Source organism: Pseudomonas fildesensis, assembly GCF_001050345.1.
Taxonomy (GTDB): domain Bacteria; phylum Pseudomonadota; class Gammaproteobacteria; order Pseudomonadales; family Pseudomonadaceae; genus Aquipseudomonas; species Aquipseudomonas fildesensis.
This window is the reverse complement of the sequence record NZ_LFMW01000012.1, coordinates 377,101-394,309: the sequence shown is the minus strand read 5'-3', so window position 1 is coordinate 394,309 and position 17,209 is coordinate 377,101. Positions and strand designations below refer to the sequence as shown.

11 protein-coding genes are annotated in these 17,209 nt (G+C 62.0%); 8 read left to right on the top strand and 3 right to left on the bottom strand.

Annotated elements, in window-relative coordinates; all coding sequences use genetic code 11:
* Nucleotides 1–17 precede the first annotated feature (17 nt).
* Both aceF and aceE read right to left on the bottom strand, forming a co-directional pair.
* Nucleotides 18–1,673 (bottom strand): dihydrolipoyllysine-residue acetyltransferase, encoded by a 1,656-nt coding sequence (aceF, locus tag ACR52_RS18890; RefSeq protein ID WP_048727710.1) that lies wholly within the window; start codon nucleotides 1,671–1,673, stop codon nucleotides 18–20.
* Between the two features lie 11 nt (nucleotides 1,674–1,684).
* Nucleotides 1,685–4,330, bottom strand: a complete 2,646-nt coding sequence (gene aceE, locus ACR52_RS18885; RefSeq protein ID WP_048727708.1) for a pyruvate dehydrogenase (acetyl-transferring), homodimeric type — start codon at nucleotides 4,328–4,330, stop codon at nucleotides 1,685–1,687.
* A 383-nt stretch (nucleotides 4,331–4,713) separates the two neighbouring features.
* Here aceE and glnE point away from each other — a divergent pair, with 383 nt between their 5' ends.
* From glnE to ACR52_RS18845, 8 genes are all read left to right on the top strand, one after another.
* Nucleotides 4,714–7,653: a bifunctional [glutamate--ammonia ligase]-adenylyl-L-tyrosine phosphorylase/[glutamate--ammonia-ligase] adenylyltransferase gene (gene glnE, locus ACR52_RS18880; RefSeq protein ID WP_048727704.1), complete on the top strand. Its 2,940-nt coding sequence runs from the start codon at nucleotides 4,714–4,716 to the stop codon at nucleotides 7,651–7,653.
* A gap of 204 nt (nucleotides 7,654–7,857) precedes the next feature.
* The gene (waaF, locus tag ACR52_RS18875; RefSeq protein ID WP_048727701.1) at nucleotides 7,858–8,892 is read left to right on the top strand and encodes a lipopolysaccharide heptosyltransferase II; all 1,035 of its coding nucleotides are present in this window, start codon (nucleotides 7,858–7,860) and stop codon (nucleotides 8,890–8,892) included.
* 1 nt (nucleotide 8,893) lies between these two features.
* Nucleotides 8,894–9,955, top strand: a complete 1,062-nt coding sequence (gene waaC / locus ACR52_RS18870; RefSeq protein ID WP_048727696.1) for a lipopolysaccharide heptosyltransferase I — start codon at nucleotides 8,894–8,896, stop codon at nucleotides 9,953–9,955.
* Complete coding sequence (locus ACR52_RS18865; RefSeq protein WP_048727692.1) at nucleotides 9,955–11,079, top strand: glycosyltransferase family 4 protein; 1,125 nt, start codon at nucleotides 9,955–9,957, stop codon at nucleotides 11,077–11,079. Before waaC ends, ACR52_RS18865 begins: the two co-directional genes overlap by 1 nt.
* Nucleotides 11,076–11,882 (top strand): lipopolysaccharide core heptose(I) kinase RfaP, encoded by an 807-nt coding sequence (gene rfaP, locus ACR52_RS18860; RefSeq protein ID WP_048727689.1) that lies wholly within the window; start codon nucleotides 11,076–11,078, stop codon nucleotides 11,880–11,882. The genes ACR52_RS18865 and rfaP overlap by 4 nt, the downstream gene beginning before the upstream one ends.
* Nucleotides 11,882–12,616, top strand: coding sequence for a lipopolysaccharide kinase InaA family protein (locus ACR52_RS18855; RefSeq protein ID WP_048727684.1), 735 nt, complete (start codon nucleotides 11,882–11,884; stop codon nucleotides 12,614–12,616). Before rfaP ends, ACR52_RS18855 begins: the two co-directional genes overlap by 1 nt.
* Nucleotides 12,613–13,365, top strand: coding sequence for a lipopolysaccharide kinase InaA family protein (locus tag ACR52_RS18850; protein WP_048727680.1), 753 nt, complete (start codon nucleotides 12,613–12,615; stop codon nucleotides 13,363–13,365). Before ACR52_RS18855 ends, ACR52_RS18850 begins: the two co-directional genes overlap by 4 nt.
* Complete coding sequence (locus ACR52_RS18845) at nucleotides 13,365–14,807, top strand: lipopolysaccharide kinase InaA family protein (protein ID WP_048727676.1); 1,443 nt, start codon at nucleotides 13,365–13,367, stop codon at nucleotides 14,805–14,807. Before ACR52_RS18850 ends, ACR52_RS18845 begins: the two co-directional genes overlap by 1 nt.
* A gap of 171 nt (nucleotides 14,808–14,978) precedes the next feature.
* Here the strand turns inward: ACR52_RS18845 and ACR52_RS18840 are convergent, their stop codons facing one another.
* Entirely contained in the window at nucleotides 14,979–17,063 is a 2,085-nt protein-coding gene (locus ACR52_RS18840; RefSeq protein WP_048727673.1) for a TonB-dependent receptor family protein, read from the bottom strand.
* Nucleotides 17,064–17,209 lie beyond the last annotated feature (146 nt).

Genomic DNA, 17,209 nt, shown 5'->3' with positions numbered 1-17,209 from the left:
GGGAGGCCTGTTAAGGCTTACAGCAAGATGGTACGGATGTCGTTCAGCAGTTGGCTCAGGCGCTGTGTGAAGCGTGCAGCAGCGGCGCCGTTGATCACACGGTGATCGTAGGACAACGACAGTGGCAGCATCAGCTTTGGCTGGAACGCTTTACCGTCCCACACAGGCTGGATAGTGGCCTTGGAGACACCCAGGATCGCCACTTCCGGCGCGTTGACGATTGGCGTGAAGCCAGTGCCGCCAATGTGACCGAGGCTGGAGATAGTGAAGCAGGCGCCTTGCATGTCGTCTGCGGTCAGCTTCTTGTCACGGGCCTTGGCAGCCAGCGCAGCAGCTTCGGCAGCCAGTTGCAGCAGGCTCTTCTGGTCGACGTTCTTGATGACCGGTACCAGCAGGCCGTCTGGAGTATCAACCGCAAAGCCGATGTTCACGTACTTCTTGCGAATGATCGCCTTGCCGCTTGGCGCCAGCGAACTGTTGAAGTCCGGCAGCTCCTTGAGCAAGTGCGCGCAGGCCTTGAGCAGCAGTGGCAATACGGTCAGCTTGACGCCAGCCTTCTCGGCCACGGCTTTCTGCGCTACGCGGAAAGCTTCCAGGTCGGTGATGTCGGCCTGGTCGAACTGAGTCACGTGCGGAATGTTCAGCCAGCTGCGGTGCAGGCTCGACGCGCCGATTTGCATCAGGCGAGTCATCGGCACTTCTTCGGTCTCGCCGAAGCGGCTGAAGTCCACGACCGGGATCGGCGGAATGCCGGAACCACCGGTAGCAGCGCCTGCAGCTGGGGCTTCCTTGGCTTTCTGCATCATGGATTTGACGTAAACCTGAACGTCTTCCTTCAGCACGCGGCCGTGAGGGCCGGTGGCCGATACGGCGTTCAGCTCGACGCCGAATTCACGGGCCAACTGACGCACGGCTGGGCCGGCGTGAACCTTGGCACCGCTTGGCGCAGGTACGGCAGCAGCAGGGGCCGGTGCGGCCTCGGCTTTGGCCGCCGGTGCAGGAGCGGCAGCAGCAGGTGCGGCCTCAGCCTTGGCAGCTGGAGCGGCGGCCGGTGCTGGAGCAGCAGCAGGTGCAGCGCCTTGTACTTTCAGCTTAAGGATGAAGTCACCGGTGCCGACTTCGTCTTCCAGCTTGACCGCAATGCTTTCCACGACGCCGGCAGCCGGCGACGGGATTTCCATGGAGGCCTTGTCGGACTCCAGGGTGATCAGCGACTGGTCGGCTTCGACGGTATCGCCGACCTTGACCAGCAGCTCGATGATCTTGGCCTTGCCCGACGAACCGATGTCCGGAACATGAATGTCCTGGACGGTAGCGGCAGCAGCAGCAGCAGGTGCAGGTGCAGGTGCAGCTGCCGGGGCCGCTGGGGCCTCGGCAGCAGCGGCAGGCTTTTCAGCGGCAGCAGCAGGAGCGGCTGGCGCAGGGGCCGCATCAGCGGCACCCTCGATTTCCAGTTCCAGCAGTTCGTCGCCTTCTTTCAGGCGGTCGCCCAGCTTCACTTTCAGGCTTTTGACCACGCCGGCCTTGGGAGCAGGGATTTCCATGCTCGCCTTGTCCGATTCCAGGGTCAGGATGCTCTGGTCGGCTTCGACTTTGTCGCCGACCTTCACAAACAGCTCGATTACTTCACCTTCACCGCTGCCGATGTCAGGTACGCGAATGAGTTCGCTCACAAAAAGTCTCCTCAGCAGTCCAGTGGGTTGCGTTTTTCCGGGTTGATCCCGAACTTGACGATAGCGTCAGCCACCACCTTAGGTTCGATCTCACCACGGTCAGCCAAGGCTTCCAGGGCTGCCAACACCACGAAGTGACGGTCGACTTCGAAGAAGTGACGCAGCTTCTTGCGGCTGTCACTGCGGCCGAAACCGTCGGTGCCCAAGACTTTGAATTCCTTGGACGGGACCCACTGGCGAATTTGTTCAGCAAACAGCTTCATGTAGTCGGTGGAGGCGATAACCGGACCTTTACGGCCAGCCAGGCACTCTTCGACGTAGCTCAGTGCAGGCTTCTGGCCTGGGTGCAGGCGGTTGTTGCGCTCTACGGCCAGGCCGTCGCGACGCAGTTCGTTGAAGCTGGTCACGCTCCATACGTCAGCGCCGACGTTGAACTCGTCACGCAGGATCTTCGCCGCTTCACGCACTTCACGCAGGATGGTACCGGAGCCCATCAGTTGCACGTGGTGCGCCGCTTCCTTGGTGTCTTCTTCGAGCAGGTACATGCCCTTGATGATGCCTTCCTCGACACCGGCCGGCATGGCTGGCTGCTGGTAGGACTCGTTCATCACGGTGATGTAGTAGAAAACGTCCTGCTGCTGTTCGGTCATCTTCTTCATGCCGTCCTGGATGATCACCGCCAGCTCGTAGCCGTAGGTTGGATCAAAGGTGCGGCAGTTCGGGATGGTGGCAGCCAGGATGTGGCTGTGACCGTCTTCGTGTTGCAAGCCTTCGCCGTTCAGCGTGGTCCGGCCAGCGGTGCCGCCGATCAGGAAGCCACGGGTACGGCTGTCGCCTGCTGCCCAAGCCAGGTCGCCGATACGCTGGAAACCGAACATCGAGTAGAAGATGTAGAACGGCAGCATCGGCTGGTTGTGGCTGGAGTACGAAGTACCGGCAGCGATGAAGGAGCTCATGGCGCCTGCTTCGTTGATGCCTTCTTCGAGGATCTGGCCCTTCTTGTCTTCCTTGTAGAACATCACCTGGTCTTTATCGACTGGCTCGTAGAGCTGGCCGACGGAGGAGTAGATGCCCAACTGACGGAACATGCCTTCCATACCGAAGGTACGGGCTTCGTCCGGGATGATCGGGACGATACGCGAGCCGATTTCCTTGTCCTTGACCAACTGAGCGAGGATCCGCACGAAGGCCATGGTGGTGGAGATTTCACGGTCGCCCGAGCCGTCCAGGATAGCCTTGAGGGTATCCAGTGGTGGCGTCGGGATGTCGAAGCTCTTGGCACGGCGCTGTGGCACGAAACCGCCGAGTGCAGTGCGACGCTCGCTGAGGTAGCGGGCTTCGGCGCTGTTTGGCTCCGGCTTGAAGAACGGCAGGTTTTCCAGTTCTTCGTCTTTCACTGGAATGTCGAAGCGGTCGCGGAACAACTTCAGGCTGTCGACATCGACTTTCTTGGTGTTGTGCGCAGTGTTTTTCGCTTCGCCGGCACCAGTGCCATAACCTTTAATGGTCTTGGCCAGGATGACGGTCGGTTGTTCTTTGTGGTTGACCGCTTCGTGGTACGCCGCGTAGACCTTGTACGGGTCGTGGCCGCCACGGTTGAGTTTCCAGATCTCGTCGTCGGACAGGTCTGCAACCATTGCCTTGAGTTCAGGCGTGTTGAAGAAGTGTTCACGTACGAACGCGCCGTCTTTGGCCTTGTAGTTCTGGTACTCGCCGTCGATGACTGCGTCCATGCGACGTTGCAGGATACCGTCGACGTCCTTGGCCAGCAGTGGGTCCCAGAAACGGCCCCAAATGACTTTGGTCACGTTCCACTGGGCGCCGCGGAACACGCCTTCGAGTTCCTGGATGATCTTGCCGTTGCCGCGAACCGGGCCGTCGAGGCGCTGCAGGTTGCAGTTGATGACGAAGATCAGGTTGTCGAGCTTCTCGCGGCCGGCCAGGGAGATGGCGCCCAGGGATTCCGGCTCGTCACACTCGCCGTCACCCAGGAAACACCAGACTTTTTGCTTGCCTTCCGGAATGAAGCCACGGGCTTCCAGGTACTTCATGAAGCGTGCCTGGTAGATCGCCTGGATCGGGCCCAGACCCATGGATACAGTCGGGAACTGCCAGAAATCAGGCATCAGCCAAGGGTGCGGGTAGGACGAGAGGCCGCCACCGTCGACTTCCTGGCGGAAGTTGTTCATCTGGTCTTCGGTGATGCGACCTTCCATGAACGCACGGGCGTAGACGCCTGGCGAGGTGTGGCCCTGGAAGTAGATCAGGTCGCCGCCGTGTTCTTCGGTCGGGGCCTGGAAGAAGTAGTTGAAGCCGATGTCATACAGGGTTGCGCTGGAAGCGAAGCTGGAGATGTGACCGCCCAGGTCAGAATCTTTCAAGTTCGTGCGCATTACCATCGCCATGGCGTTCCAACGTACCAGCGAGCGAATGCGGCGTTCCATGAACAGGTCGCCAGGCATGCGTGCTTCGTGGGTAACGGGGATGGTGTTGCGGTACGGCGTAGTGATGGCGTAGGGCAGTTGCGAGCCGCTGCGGGTCGCGAGTTCGCCCATACGGGTCATCAGGTAGTGAGCACGGTCTTCGCCTTCTTTGTCGAGAACCGATTCCAGGGCGTCCAGCCATTCCTGGGTTTCGACGGGATCGAGGTCTTGCATGGCTTGCTCCAGGGCGGAAAGGCTACCAGAATCGGTTGCCTGAAGTTTGCGACTGGCCTTGTGGGCAGACGACATAAATTCTTGGATGGCCGAAGGTTGCTTCGGCGTCCTGTAGTTTTACTACAAATCGTCGGCCATTTCAGCCTTTCGAATGTATATACGAGTAGTAAAACTACACAAGACTGAGCGTATGGCCCGGTCTGGCTGGTGAGCATAATCGTTATTGTTGATCTTTTGCGAACAAGAAAAGGTAGAAGTTTAATGTTCCCTGCCAAAATTAAAGAAATTTCAGCTATTTCTAACTTTTGTTCGACAGTCCTTCACCGGGCGTGGTGCCTGCGTTCACAACAACACACCCTTTACGCGCCGATCAAGGATAGACCATGAGCCTTCCAACGCTGGCCCAACTGCCAGCCATTCTGTTGCCATTTGCCCAGCGGGCCGAGCAGTCATTTCGTGACGCAGTGGCCGCGCTGGACGACGATCATGGACTGTGTGCGTGGACGCCGCAACGGTGGGCCGACTTCGCCCGCGTGTGCGCCGCCAGTGATTTCGTCATTGAACAGAGCGTTCGTGACCCTTTGATGTTGCTCGAGCTGGTGGCCTGGGGCGAGCTGGACCGTGGCTTTGCGCCGGGCGAGCTGTGCGGGCAGATTGCCGGTGCCGTGCAACAGGCCGAAACAGAAGATGAGCTGGGCCGTATGCTGCGTCGCCAGCGTACGCGCCAGCAAGTGCGCATCATCTGGCGCGACCTGACCCGCCAGGCCGACTTGGTGCAAACCTGCCGCGACCTCTCCGACATGGCTGACGCCAGCATCGACCAGGCGTACCAATGGCTGTACCAGCGTCACTGCGCGCAATTCGGCACGCCAACCGGCCGACGCAGCGGCGAGCCGCAGCACATGGTCATCCTCGGCATGGGCAAGCTCGGCGCCGTGGAGCTGAACCTGTCGTCCGACATCGACCTGATCTTCGCTTACCCCGAGGGCGGCGAAACGGTGGGCGTGAAGCGCTCCCTGGATAACCAGGAGTTTTTCATCCGTCTTGGTCAAAAATTGATCAAGGCCCTCGACCCGATGACCGTCGACGGTTTTGTCTTCCGTGTCGACATGCGCCTGCGCCCCTACGGTTCGGCCGGCGCGCTGGTGCTCAGCTTCAACGCGTTGGAGCAGTACTATCAGGACCAGGGCCGCGACTGGGAACGCTACGCCATGATCAAGGCGCGCGTGGTGGCCGGCGATCAGGTCGCCGGTGCGCAATTGCTCGATATGCTGCGCCCGTTCGTTTACCGCCGTTACCTGGACTTCTCCGCCATCGAAGCGCTGCGCACCATGAAGCAGCTGATCCAGCAGGAAGTGCGGCGCAAGGGCATGGCCGAAAACATCAAGCTCGGCTCGGGCGGCATCCGCGAAGTGGAATTTATCGCCCAGGCGTTCCAGCTGATCCACGGTGGTCGCGACCTCAGCCTGCAACAGCGGCCGCTGCTCAAGGTGCTCGGCACCCTGGAGGGCCAGGGTTACCTGCCGCCGGCGGTGATCGCCGAGTTGCGCAACGGCTACGAATTCCTGCGTTACACCGAACACGCGATCCAGGCGATCGCCGATCGCCAGACGCAAATGCTCCCGGACACCCCGGAAGACCAGGCGCGCATTGCCTTTATGCTCGGTTTCGCCGACTGGGCCGCGTTCCATGAGCGCTTGATGTACTGGCGTGGGCGTGTGGACTGGCACTTCCGCCAGGTGATCGCCGATCCGGACGAAGAAGAAGGAGAAGAAAGCGAGTTGGTCGTGGGCGGTGAGTGGTTGCCGCTGTGGGAAGAATCCCAGGACGAAGAGGCCGCCTGTCGCCAGTTGGCCGAAGGCGGCTTCAGCGACGCGCCGAAGGCCCTCAAGGCCCTGGCCGGCCTGCGTGGCAGCCCGCAATTGCGCGCCATGCAGCGCCTGGGGCGTGAGCGGCTGGATGCGTTTATCCCCCGTCTGTTGGCCCAGGCTGTCGAACACGCCAATCCCGACCTGGTACTCGAACGTGTATTGCCCTTGGTCGAAGCCGTCGCCCGCCGCTCTGCGTACCTGGTGCTGCTCACGGAAAACCCCGACGCACTGCGCCGCCTGCTGACCCTGTGCGCCGCCAGCCCGTGGATCGCCGAACAGATCACCCGCTTCCCGCTGTTGCTGGATGAACTACTCAACGAAGGCCGCCTGTTCAAGCCACCGTTGGCGCCGGAACTCGCCGCCGAGCTGCGCGAGCGCCTCACGCGCATCCCCGAGGACGACCTTGAGCAGCAGATGGAAGCCCTGCGCCACTTCAAGCTGGCCCACCGCCTGCGCGTGGCCGCCTCGGAAATCGCCGGCAGCCTGCCGTTGATGAAAGTCAGCGACTACCTGACCTGGCTCGCCGAGGCCATTCTCGAACAAGTGCTGGCCCTGGCCTGGCGCCAGACGGTCGCGCGCCACGGTTCGCCGCAACGGCTGGACGGCACCCTGTGCGACCCTGGTTTCATCATTGTCGGTTATGGGAAAGTCGGCGGGATCGAACTCGGGCATGGTTCGGACCTGGATTTGGTGTTTATCCACGATGGCGACCCGCAAGCCGAAACCGATGGCGCCAAACCGATTGACGGCGCGCAGTTCTTCACACGCCTGGGCCAGCGGATCATTCACCTGCTGACCACCCAGACCAACTCCGGGCAGTTGTATGAAGTGGATATGCGCCTGCGACCTTCCGGCGCATCCGGTTTGCTGGTGAGTTCGCTGGGGGCGTTCGCGCGTTATCAGGAAAATGAAGCCTGGACCTGGGAGCATCAGGCGCTGATACGGGCGCGGGTGCTGGTGGGCAGCCAGGACGTGGGGCCGGCCTTCGAGCAGGTGCGGGCCCGTGTGCTGGGGCGTGAGCGGGACTTGGCGAAGCTGCGCCAGGAGGTCAGCGAGATGCGCGCCAAGATGCGCGACAACCTGGGGACCAAGTCGACGGCGGCCGGTACCGGCGCGAATGCCTTCGAGGCCACGGCGGCGTTCGACCTCAAGCAGGACGCCGGAGGTATCGTCGATATTGAATTTATGGTGCAATACGCCGCTTTGGCGTGGTCTGCGCAACATCCATCGTTGCTGCGCTACACCGACAATATTCGCATTCTGGAGGGCCTGGAGCAGGTCGGGCTGATGCCCGCCGCCGATGCTCATTTGCTGCGCGAGGTGTATAAAGCCTACCGTTCCGCCGCTCACCGCCAGGCCTTGCAGAACGAGGCTGGCACGGTTGCCGGGGATCAGTTTGCCGACGAACGGCGGCAGGTGATGCGAATCTGGCAAACGCTGGGTTTAAGCTGATACTCGATTAATTGGGCGATACCAATCTAATGTGGAAACCGGCTTTATGTGGGAGCGGGCTTGCTCTCGATGCAGGCGCTGCGGTACGTCCATCGGACCGCGGTGATGCTATCGCGAGCAAGCCCGCCCCCACAAAAAGTGCGATCCACAGTAATTATCGAGGCGGGGAGGCATAAGCCTCCCCGCATCGTTTGTGGAAACTACATGAATATTCTGATCGTTGGGCCCAGTTGGGTCGGTGACATGGTGATGGCACAGACACTGTTCCAGTGCCTGAAACAGCGTCATCCCGACTGCCAGATCGACGTGCTCGCCCCTGAGTGGAGCCGGCCGATCCTCGAACGCATGCCGCAAGTGCGCAAGGCGTTGAGCTTTCCGCTCGGCCATGGCGCCCTCGAACTGGCGACCCGCCGTCGCATCGGCAAGTCCCTGGCCGGCCAGTATGAGCAGGCAATTTTGTTGCCCAACTCGCTCAAGTCGGCGCTGGTGCCGTATTTTGCCGGCATCCCCAAGCGCACCGGCTGGCGTGGCGAGTTTCGCTACGTGCTGCTCAATGATGTGCGCACGCTGGACAAGGCGCGCTACCCGCTGATGATCGAACGCTTCATGGCCCTGGCCTACGCGCCGGGTGCCGAGTTGCCCAAGCCTTACCCGCGCCCCAGCCTGCAAATTGACCCGGTGACCCGCGACGCGGCCCTGGCCAAGTTCGGCCTGATGCTTGATCGGCCGGTATTGGCACTTTGCCCTGGTGCCGAGTTTGGCGAGTCCAAGCGCTGGCCGTCGGAGCATTACGCCAAAGTGGCCGAGATGAAGATTCGCGAAGGCTGGCAGGTGTGGCTGTTCGGTTCGAAAAACGATCACGCTGTGGGCGAAGATATTCGCCAGCGCCTGATCCCCGGCCTTCGCGAAGAAGCGGTCAACCTCAGTGGCGACACCTCGTTGGCCGAGGCTATCGACCTGCTGTCTTGCGCTGACTCGGTGGTGTCCAACGACTCGGGCCTGATGCACGTCGCCGCCGCGTTGAACCGCCCACTGGTGGCGGTTTACGGCTCTACGTCGCCCGGTTTCACGCCACCGTTGGCCGATAAGGTCGAAGTGGTGCGCCTGGGCCTGGATTGCAGCCCGTGCTTTGACCGCACCTGCCGTTTCGGCCACTACAATTGCCTGCGGCAGTTGCTGCCGCAACCGGTGAGCGATGCCTTGCAGCGGTTGCAGGGCACAGTGGTTGAGGTCCGATAGTTTGCGAGTATTGGTAATCAAGACCTCATCCCTGGGCGACGTGATCCACGCCTTGCCGGCGCTGACCGACGCAGCGCGGGCGATCCCGGGCATTCAATTCGACTGGGTGGTGGAAGAAGGTTTTGCCGAAATCCCGACCTGGCACCCTGCGGTCGACAAGGTGATCCCAGTGGCGATTCGCCGCTGGCGCAAAAATATCTGGCAAACCATCAAGAGCGGCGAATGGCGGCGTTTCAAGCAGCGTATCCAGTCGACCCAATATGACCTGGTGATCGACGCCCAGGGCCTGCTGAAAAGCGCCTGGCTGACCCGCTATGTACGCGCCCCGGTGGCCGGTTTCGACAGGGACTCTGCCCGTGAGCCGATCGCGGCGCGCTTCTACTCGCGGCGCCTGGCAGTCGCCCGTGGGCAGCATGCGGTGGAACGTTTGCGCCAGTTGTTCGCGGTTGCCCTGGGCTACGACCTGCCCAAAGGCTTGGGCGACTACGGCCTGAGCGTCGACAAGTTGCTCGGCCTGCCGCCGAAAAAGCCTTTCGTGCTGCTGCTGCACGGCACCACCTGGGACACCAAGCACTGGCCTGAAGCCTACTGGCGCGAGCTGGCCGAGCGCATGGGCCGCCTGGGCGTGGACGTGAAGTTGCCGTGGGGCAACGCCGCCGAAAAAGCCCGCGCCGAGCGGCTGGCCCAAGGCCTGAAAAACGCCGAAGTACTGCCAAAATTGAACCTGGCCGGCGTAGCCCGTGTGTTGGCCGGCGCCCGCGCCTGTGTGGCGGTGGACACTGGCCTCGGTCACCTGGCCGCTGCGCTGGATGTGCCGACGATTTCCCTGTTTGGCCCCACCAACCCGGGCCTTACCGGTGCCTATGGCAAGGCGCAGATTCATCTGGCCAGTGATTGGCAATGCGCCCCGTGCCTGCAAAAACACTGTACCTATCAACCGACGGCCGACGACCTGCGTCGGTTCGACATCAAGCGCGAGTCGCCCCTGTGCTTCACGCGCTTGAACCCTGAGCGTGTGGCAAGCCGACTGAGCACGTTGTTACTGGCTGAGGAGCTGCACTGATGCAACTGGCTTTTGTTCTGTACAAGTATTTCCCCTTCGGTGGCCTGCAGCGCGACTTCATGCGCATTGCCCTGGAGTGCCAGCAGCGCGGCCACACCATTCGTGTCTACACGCTGATCTGGGAAGGTGACATCCCGCCGGGCTTCGAAGTGCTTGTGGCGCCGGTCAAGGCGTTCTTCAACCATCGGCGCAACGAGAAGCTCAGCGCCTGGATGGAAGCCGACCTGGCCAAGCGCCCGGTGGACCGCTTGATCGGTTTCAACAAAATGCCCGGCCTGGACGTGTACTACGCCGCCGATGGCTGCTTTGAAGACAAGGCGCAAAACCTGCGCCATTCGCTGTACCGCAGTTTTGGCCGCTACCGCCACTTTGCCGAATACGAGCGCGCGGTGTTCGCCAAGGACGCCAAGACCGAAGTCCTGATGATCTCCGAGGTCCAGCAACCGCTGTTCATCAAGCATTACGACACGCCGCTCGAGCGCTTCCACCTGTTGCCGCCGGGCATTGCCCAGGACCGTCGCGCACCGCCGAACGCAGCCGAGATTCGCGAAGACTTCCGCAAGGAATTCAACCTCGGTGATGACGACCTGCTGCTGGTGCAAATCGGCTCGGGCTTCAAGACCAAGGGCGTCGACCGCAGCCTCAAGGCGCTGGCCGCATTGCCCTCGGAACTGCGCAAACGCACACGCCTGTTTGTAATTGGCCAGGACGACCCCAAAGTATTCCAATTGCAGAGTGCGACACTGGGCCTTGGCGACAACGTCCAGTTCCTCAAGGGCCGCAGCGATATCCCGCGTTTCCTGTTGGGCGCCGACCTGTTGATCCACCCGGCGTACAACGAAAACACCGGTACCGTATTGCTCGAAGCCCTGGTGGCCGGGTTGCCGGTGCTGGTCTCGGCCGTGTGTGGTTATGCCCACTACATCGCCGAAGCCGACAGTGGCCTGGTGCTGGATGAGCCGTTTGAACAGACGCAGCTCAACCAGTACCTGGCGCGAATGCTGACCGACTCTGCACAGCGCGCGGCCTGGGGCCGCAACGGGTTGGCCTTTGCCGAGACGGCCGACCTCTATAGCATGCCGCAGCACGCGGCGGATGTGATTCTGGCGGAGCCAAAACCATGAAGTTGATGCTTGCCGAACCGTTCAAGACCCTCTGGGACGGGCGCGATGCGTTCGCCGAAGTCGAGCGTCTGGAAGGCGAGGTGTACCGCGAACTGGAAGCCCGCCGCACCTTGCGCACCGAGGTGGAGGGCCGTGGCTACTTTGTGAAGATCCACCGTGGCGTTGGCTGGGGTGAGATCGTCAAGAATCTGGTCACCGCCAAGCTGCCGGTACTCGGCGCGGGCCAGGAGTGGCAGGCCATCCAGCGCCTGCAGGAAATCGGCGTGCCGACCATGACCGCCGTGGCCTATGGCGAGCGCGGCAGCAACCCGGCCGACCAGCACTCGTTCATCATCACTGAAGAGCTGGCGCCCACCGTCAGCCTTGAAGATTTCAGCATCAATTGGCTCAAGCAGCCGCCCGAGCCACGCCTCAAGCGTGCGCTGATCGCCGAAGTGGCGCGCATGACCGGCATGATGCATCGCGGCGGGGTCAACCACCGCGACTGCTACATCTGCCACTTCCTGCTGCACACCGACACGCCGGTCACGCCCGATCACTTCAAGTTGTCGCTGATCGACCTGCACCGTGCCCAGACCCGCGACAAGACCAGCCATCGCTGGCGCGACAAGGACCTGGCCGCGCTGTACTTCTCGGCGCTGGATATCGGCCTGACCCGTCGCGACAAACTGCGCTTCCTCAAGGGCTACTTCCAGCAGCCGCTGCGCCAGATACTGGCCGAAGAAAACGCCCTGTTGCTGTGGCTTCAAGGCAAGGCCGACAAACTCTATGCACGTAAACAACGCTACGGGGATGCGCTCTGATGGCGGGTTGGATTCTGGAACCTGCCTATGCCGCCCTGGCGGATGATTTTGGAAGCCTTGAGGCGGTATTCGCCTTGCAGGGCGAGCGCCTGACCCGCGACCCGCTGTCGGAAGTGATCCGGGTGGAGCGCGGCGGGGTTAATTATTACGTGAAGCGCTATGTCGGTGCCGGCAAGGGCCTGCGTCGCTACTTGGGTAAGCCTCGGGTCAAATCCGAATGGCAGAACCTCAAGCGTTTCGCGAAGTGGGGCATTCCAACCGCCGACGTGGTGGCCTGGGGCCTGGAACGCAACGGCCTGGCCTACGACCGTGGGGCGATGATCACCCGCGAGCTGGCCCAGACCGAAGATTTGTCGGCGCTGGCCGAGCGCAACGACGCGCGTCTCAAGGACCCGAAATGGGTCGACGCCGTCAGCCGTCAGCTCGCCGAATATACGCGCACGATGCATGACCATCGCTTCACGCATAACGATTTGAAGTGGCGCAACCTGCTGATCGACAACCAGGCGACCCTGTACCTGATCGACTGCCCCAACGGTGATTTTTGGCGCGGTTTCTGGCTCAAGTACCGCATCACCAAGGACCTGGCCTGCCTGGACAAGGTCGCCAAGTATCACCTGTCGGCCACCCAGCGCCTGCGCTTCTACATGCAGTACCGCCAACGCACGCACCTGAGTGCGTCGGACAAACAGCGAATTCGCCATGTGGTGAAGTTTTTCGAGGGACGCGAATGAGTGACTTCCTGGCGGCCGAAGACCGCGCTTTGCTTGAGCGCAACGGCCTCGCGACTTTCGACGCCCTGTGGGCCAAGCGATTGGACGCGGTGGATGAGCCGAATACCAGCCGTGGCGGCTGGAGCAGCGTGTTCCGCCTGGAGCTCGAAGGCCGCGGTTATTACCTCAAGCGCCAGAGCAACTACCTCACGCGTACCTTGCACAGCCCGTTTGGCGAGCCGAGCTTTGCCCGTGAGTTTCGCAATATCAGCCGTTACCGCGCGCTGGGCATTCCGGCCTTGCAGGCGGCGTTTTTCGGCGAGCGCAAGGTTCAGGGCGAACGCCGCGCAATGCTGCTGACCCGTGCCCTCGACGGCTGGAATGACCTGGATTCGTTGCTGGAGCAGTGGTCGCAACTGAGCGATGCCCAGCACCGTGCCATCCTGCAAGCTTGCGGCGAGTTGGCGCGTCGGCTGCACAGCGTGGGCCAGGTGCACGGCTGTTTTTACCCCAAGCATATTTTCTTGCAGGCCATCGGCGACAGTTATGCCGCGCAGTTGATCGACCTGGAGAAAACCCGCCCGTTGTTGTTTGGCTGGCGTGATCGGGTCAAGGACCTTGAACCACTGTTGCGCCGTGCGCCGCAGTGCTCGGATGCGCAGGTGCGCCAACTGCTGGCGGCCTACCTCGCACAGCCTGAGGACAGCGCACTGGTCACCACCTGGCACCAGCGCCTGACCGCACGCCGTAGCCACAAGGAGAGCCGCTGATGCGTTTGTCCGAGCTGAAAAAGGCCGGCCGTTCCCCCAGCTTGCCGCTGACGATCGAACTGGCGGATGCCGCAGGCGCTGGGCAGTTGCAACTGCTTAGCCTGTTGCGCGTGCTGCCGGGCGAGCGCTATGTCGGGGCAGCGGTGTGGCGCGGGCGGCCGGTGTTGGCCAAGTTGTTGGTGGGCGGTAAGGCGGCGCGGCATTTTCAGCGTGAACTCACCGGTGTGCGCCTGCTCGCCGAACAGGGGCTGACCACGCCACTGCTGCTGGCCGACGGGCTGCAGGAAGGCGAGGGCGGCTGGCTGCTGTTCGACTTTGTCGAGGGCGCCGAAAGCCTGGCCGATGCCTGGCAGGCAGTCGAAGGTTTGCCACCGCTGGCGGACGAACAAACCGCCGTGCTCGCCCAAGCGCTGGGTGCGATAGGCCAGATGCACGCCAGAGGGCTATGGCAGGAAGACTTGCACCTGGACAACCTGTTGCGTCAGGGCAGCAGGCTGTACCTGATTGATGGTGCCGGGATCTGCGTCGAACAGGCGGGTAAGCCGCTGTCGCGTAACCGGGTGCTGGAAAACCTCGGGGTGTTTTTCGCCCAGTTGCCGAAAAATCTCGAGCCGTTTACCGAAGAACTGCTGGTGTATTACCTGCTGAGCAACGGCGAGCACGGGTTGCCGCTGGAGGCCCTGGAAAAACAGGTGCGCAAGGTCAGTGCCTGGCGTTTGAAAGACTTCCTCAACAAGGTCGGCCGTGAGTGCACGCTGTTCAGCGTGGTGCGTGGCGCCTTTGGCTTGCGCGCGATTCGTCGCGAGGAAGAGCCCGCGATGCTGCCGGTGCTGGAGCAGGCGGATGCGTTGCTCGACCAGGGCCATCTGTACAAGACCGGTGGTGCGGCCAGTGTGGCCAAGGTCGACGTGGCCGGCCGGCCGCTGGTGATCAAACGCTACAACATCAAGGGCTTTGCCCATTGGCTCAAGCGCTTCTGGCGCCCGAGTCGCGCCTGGCATTCCTGGCGCGAAGGCAATCGCCTGATGTTCCTGGGTATCGCCACGCCCAAGCCGCTGGCCGTGCTGGAAAAGCGCTTTTTGTGGCTGCGCAGCCGGGCTTATCTGGTCACTGAATACCTGCCGGGCCCGGACATCATCGAGCGCTTCGCGCCGTATGTTGAAAGCGGCGACGCGCCTGAAAACGAACTGCTGGCGCTGGATCATCTGTTTGCCGAGCTGATTCGCGAGCGCATCAGCCATGGCGATTTCAAGGGCCATAACCTGTTCTGGCACGCAGACTGCTGGGCGTTAATCGACCTGGATGCGATGTGTCAGCACAACTCCGCTGCCAGCTTCGCCCCGGCATTTGCCAAGGACCGCGCGCGGTTTATGCGTAATTGGCCGCAGAGCAGTGCGCTGTACCAACGGATCGATCAACGCCTGCCCAAGCAGCCAACTTGATCGCTCCCACGCTCTGCGTGGGAATGCCGCCCCGGACGCTCTGCGTCCGACCGCTGGCGAAGCAAGGCTTGAGACTTGCGCAATGGTGACGCGGAGCGTCACAGGATGCATTCCCACGTGGAGCGTGGGAACGATCAAGCGCGGTGAGCCCGAGTTGTAGGCAGCCGCTGATCAGAACTGATACTCGGCGCCCGCACCGGCGTACCACGAACGCCCTGGCGCCGCTTCGTAGTAGCGCCCGTTGCCATCGCCAACGATCACCGAACCGACATACTGGCGGTCCAGCAAGTTGTCCAGGCGCAAGGTCTGGTGGAAGGTCCAGTGCTCGACCTTCTGCTCGAACCGCGCGCGCCAGTTGAACACGCTATAGCCCGGCGCGGCGTGTTGCTGGTTGGTGTCTTCGACGTAGACCTTGCTGCGGTACAGGCCTTCGATGGCGGTGCTGACCCAGTCGCGGGGTTTCCAGTTCAGCTCGGCGAACAGCGTGGTTTGGGGGACGCCGGGGAGGTAGTTGCCTTTGTCGATGGTGTTTGTTCCGCTGGCGAAGTCGCTGTCGTAGGTGGCTTGCAGGCGGGTATAGGCGAGGTTGGTGCTCCACTGTTCGCTGAGCTGGCTTTCGATGCCCAGTTCGAAACCGCGGCGTAGGGTGCGGCCGGCGTTTTGGTAGCTGGTGCGGCCCTCATTGGATTGGCTGATCACCAGTTCATCTTCGGTAGTGATCTGGAACACGGCAGCGTTCACCCGCGTGCTGTTGTTCACCTGCGCTTTCAATCCCACTTCATATTGGGTGCTTTCCGACGGCTTCAGACCGAAGTTGAAGCCTTCGACATTACCGGGTGCGTAAGCCAATTCGCCCTGGGTAGGTGTCTCGAAGCCTTCGCCCGCACTGACGTAGCCGTGTAGTTCGGGGGTGAATGCGTACATCACGCTCATCGACGGGGTATTTTTCTGGTACGTCTTGCTGCCGCTGGCGTCGCCGTTGCTCAGGAATTGGTCGTCGACGTCCATTTCCATGGTGCTGTGTCGAATACCTGCTTGCAGGGTCCAGCGATTGATGGCCCAGTTCGCCTGAATGTAAGGGTCGAGGCTGCGCGCGGTGTCGATTTCATCGCGACGTAGCTGGCCTTTTACGCCCAGGGTGTTGCCGCTGTAGTTCTGGTAGCCGTGGCGGCTGTCTTCGCTCTGGTCGAAATCCACGCCGGTGATGATCATCAGGTCGCCCGGTGCGCTTTCGATGGGCTGCATCCAGCGAGCGCTGCCGCCGTAGAACTTGCGATCAAACTGCACCACACCACCGCCGCGTTCGTTGGGCGGTGTGCCTTTTGGGATCGACAGGTACTGAATCACACTCCGCCGCCCCGTATACGCATTTACCTGCAACGTCGCATCGCCGAAATAGCGCTCGTAATTCATGCCCAATTGCTGATGATCGATACTTTTCCGCGTGTTGTACGTCAGCGCATTGGTGCTCACCGAGCGCGGATCAGCCTTGTAGGCGTCCCAGGTTTGCCCCAGCGGGTCCTGCGTGCCGTTCTGCTCCAGGCTGCTGTAGATCAGCGCCAGTTTGCTGTCGTCATCGGGCTGGAAATTGAGCTTCGCGAAGGTCTGGTCACGGCGGGCGCTGCTGTGGTCGCGGTAGCCGTTGGTGTCCATGCGCGAGGCGTCGAGCACGAAGCCGGCACCGTTCGCCGCGCCTTCGGCGGTCAGGTGGTTCTTGTTCAGGCCGTCGCTGCCTACCAGGGTTTCGGCGCCGATATGCGGCGGGCCTTCGCCATCGCGGGAAAACATCTGGATGACCCCGCCCGCGTTGCTGCCATACAGCGTCGCCGCCGGGCCGCGCAGCACTTCGATTCGTTCGGCGGTGTCGAGGTTGAAGGTGGCCGCCTGGCCTTGGCCGTCCGGCGTGCTGGCCGGGATACCGTCGGCGATCAGCTTGATGCCGCGCACGCCAAACGCCGAACGGGCGCCAAAGCCACGCGACGAAATCTGCAGGTCCTGGGCATAGTTCTGGCGGTTCTGCACCACCAGGCCAGGCACGCGGGACAGCGCCTCGGAGGCGTTGATGCCCAGTTGGCCATCGCTGATCTGCTCACGGCTGATGCCGTCCACCGAGTACGGCAGGTCGAACGTCGGGCTGGCGCTGCGTGAGCCGGTAACTACGCTGGGGTCGAGGATCAACGGGGCGTCATCGGCCAGCGCGGTGGTGCACAGGCCCAGCAGTAACAGGGCAAGGCGGGTGGGTGCGGGTGAGCTCATGGGGATGCCGGGTCCGTGGCGCCACGCGTGGTAAGTGGCGTGGGCGCAAAAAAAACGCCAGTTTAACGGCTCCCTCTGTCTTTTACCGCATTCCTGGGTCGTCAGGCATATGGGACGTTTCCTACGCAATGTTACGTCGCCAGGTG

What these genes read in the sequence shown, in the direction of transcription:
- ACR52_RS18840 (WP_048727673.1), bottom strand. Translation starts at nt 17,063, where the DNA reads ATGAGCTCACCCGCACCCACCCGCCTTGCCCTGTTACTGCTGGGCCTG.
- aceE (WP_048727708.1), bottom strand. Translation starts at nt 4,330, where the DNA reads ATGCAAGACCTCGATCCCGTCGAAACCCAGGAATGGCTGGACGCCCTG.
- glnE (WP_048727704.1), top strand. Translation starts at nt 4,714, where the DNA reads ATGAGCCTTCCAACGCTGGCCCAACTGCCAGCCATTCTGTTGCCATTT.
- waaF (WP_048727701.1), top strand. Translation starts at nt 7,858, where the DNA reads ATGAATATTCTGATCGTTGGGCCCAGTTGGGTCGGTGACATGGTGATG.
- ACR52_RS18845 (WP_048727676.1), top strand. Translation starts at nt 13,365, where the DNA reads ATGCGTTTGTCCGAGCTGAAAAAGGCCGGCCGTTCCCCCAGCTTGCCG.
- ACR52_RS18855 (WP_048727684.1), top strand. Translation starts at nt 11,882, where the DNA reads ATGGCGGGTTGGATTCTGGAACCTGCCTATGCCGCCCTGGCGGATGAT.
- ACR52_RS18865 (WP_048727692.1), top strand. Translation starts at nt 9,955, where the DNA reads ATGCAACTGGCTTTTGTTCTGTACAAGTATTTCCCCTTCGGTGGCCTG.
- rfaP (WP_048727689.1), top strand. Translation starts at nt 11,076, where the DNA reads ATGAAGTTGATGCTTGCCGAACCGTTCAAGACCCTCTGGGACGGGCGC.
- ACR52_RS18850 (WP_048727680.1), top strand. Translation starts at nt 12,613, where the DNA reads ATGAGTGACTTCCTGGCGGCCGAAGACCGCGCTTTGCTTGAGCGCAAC.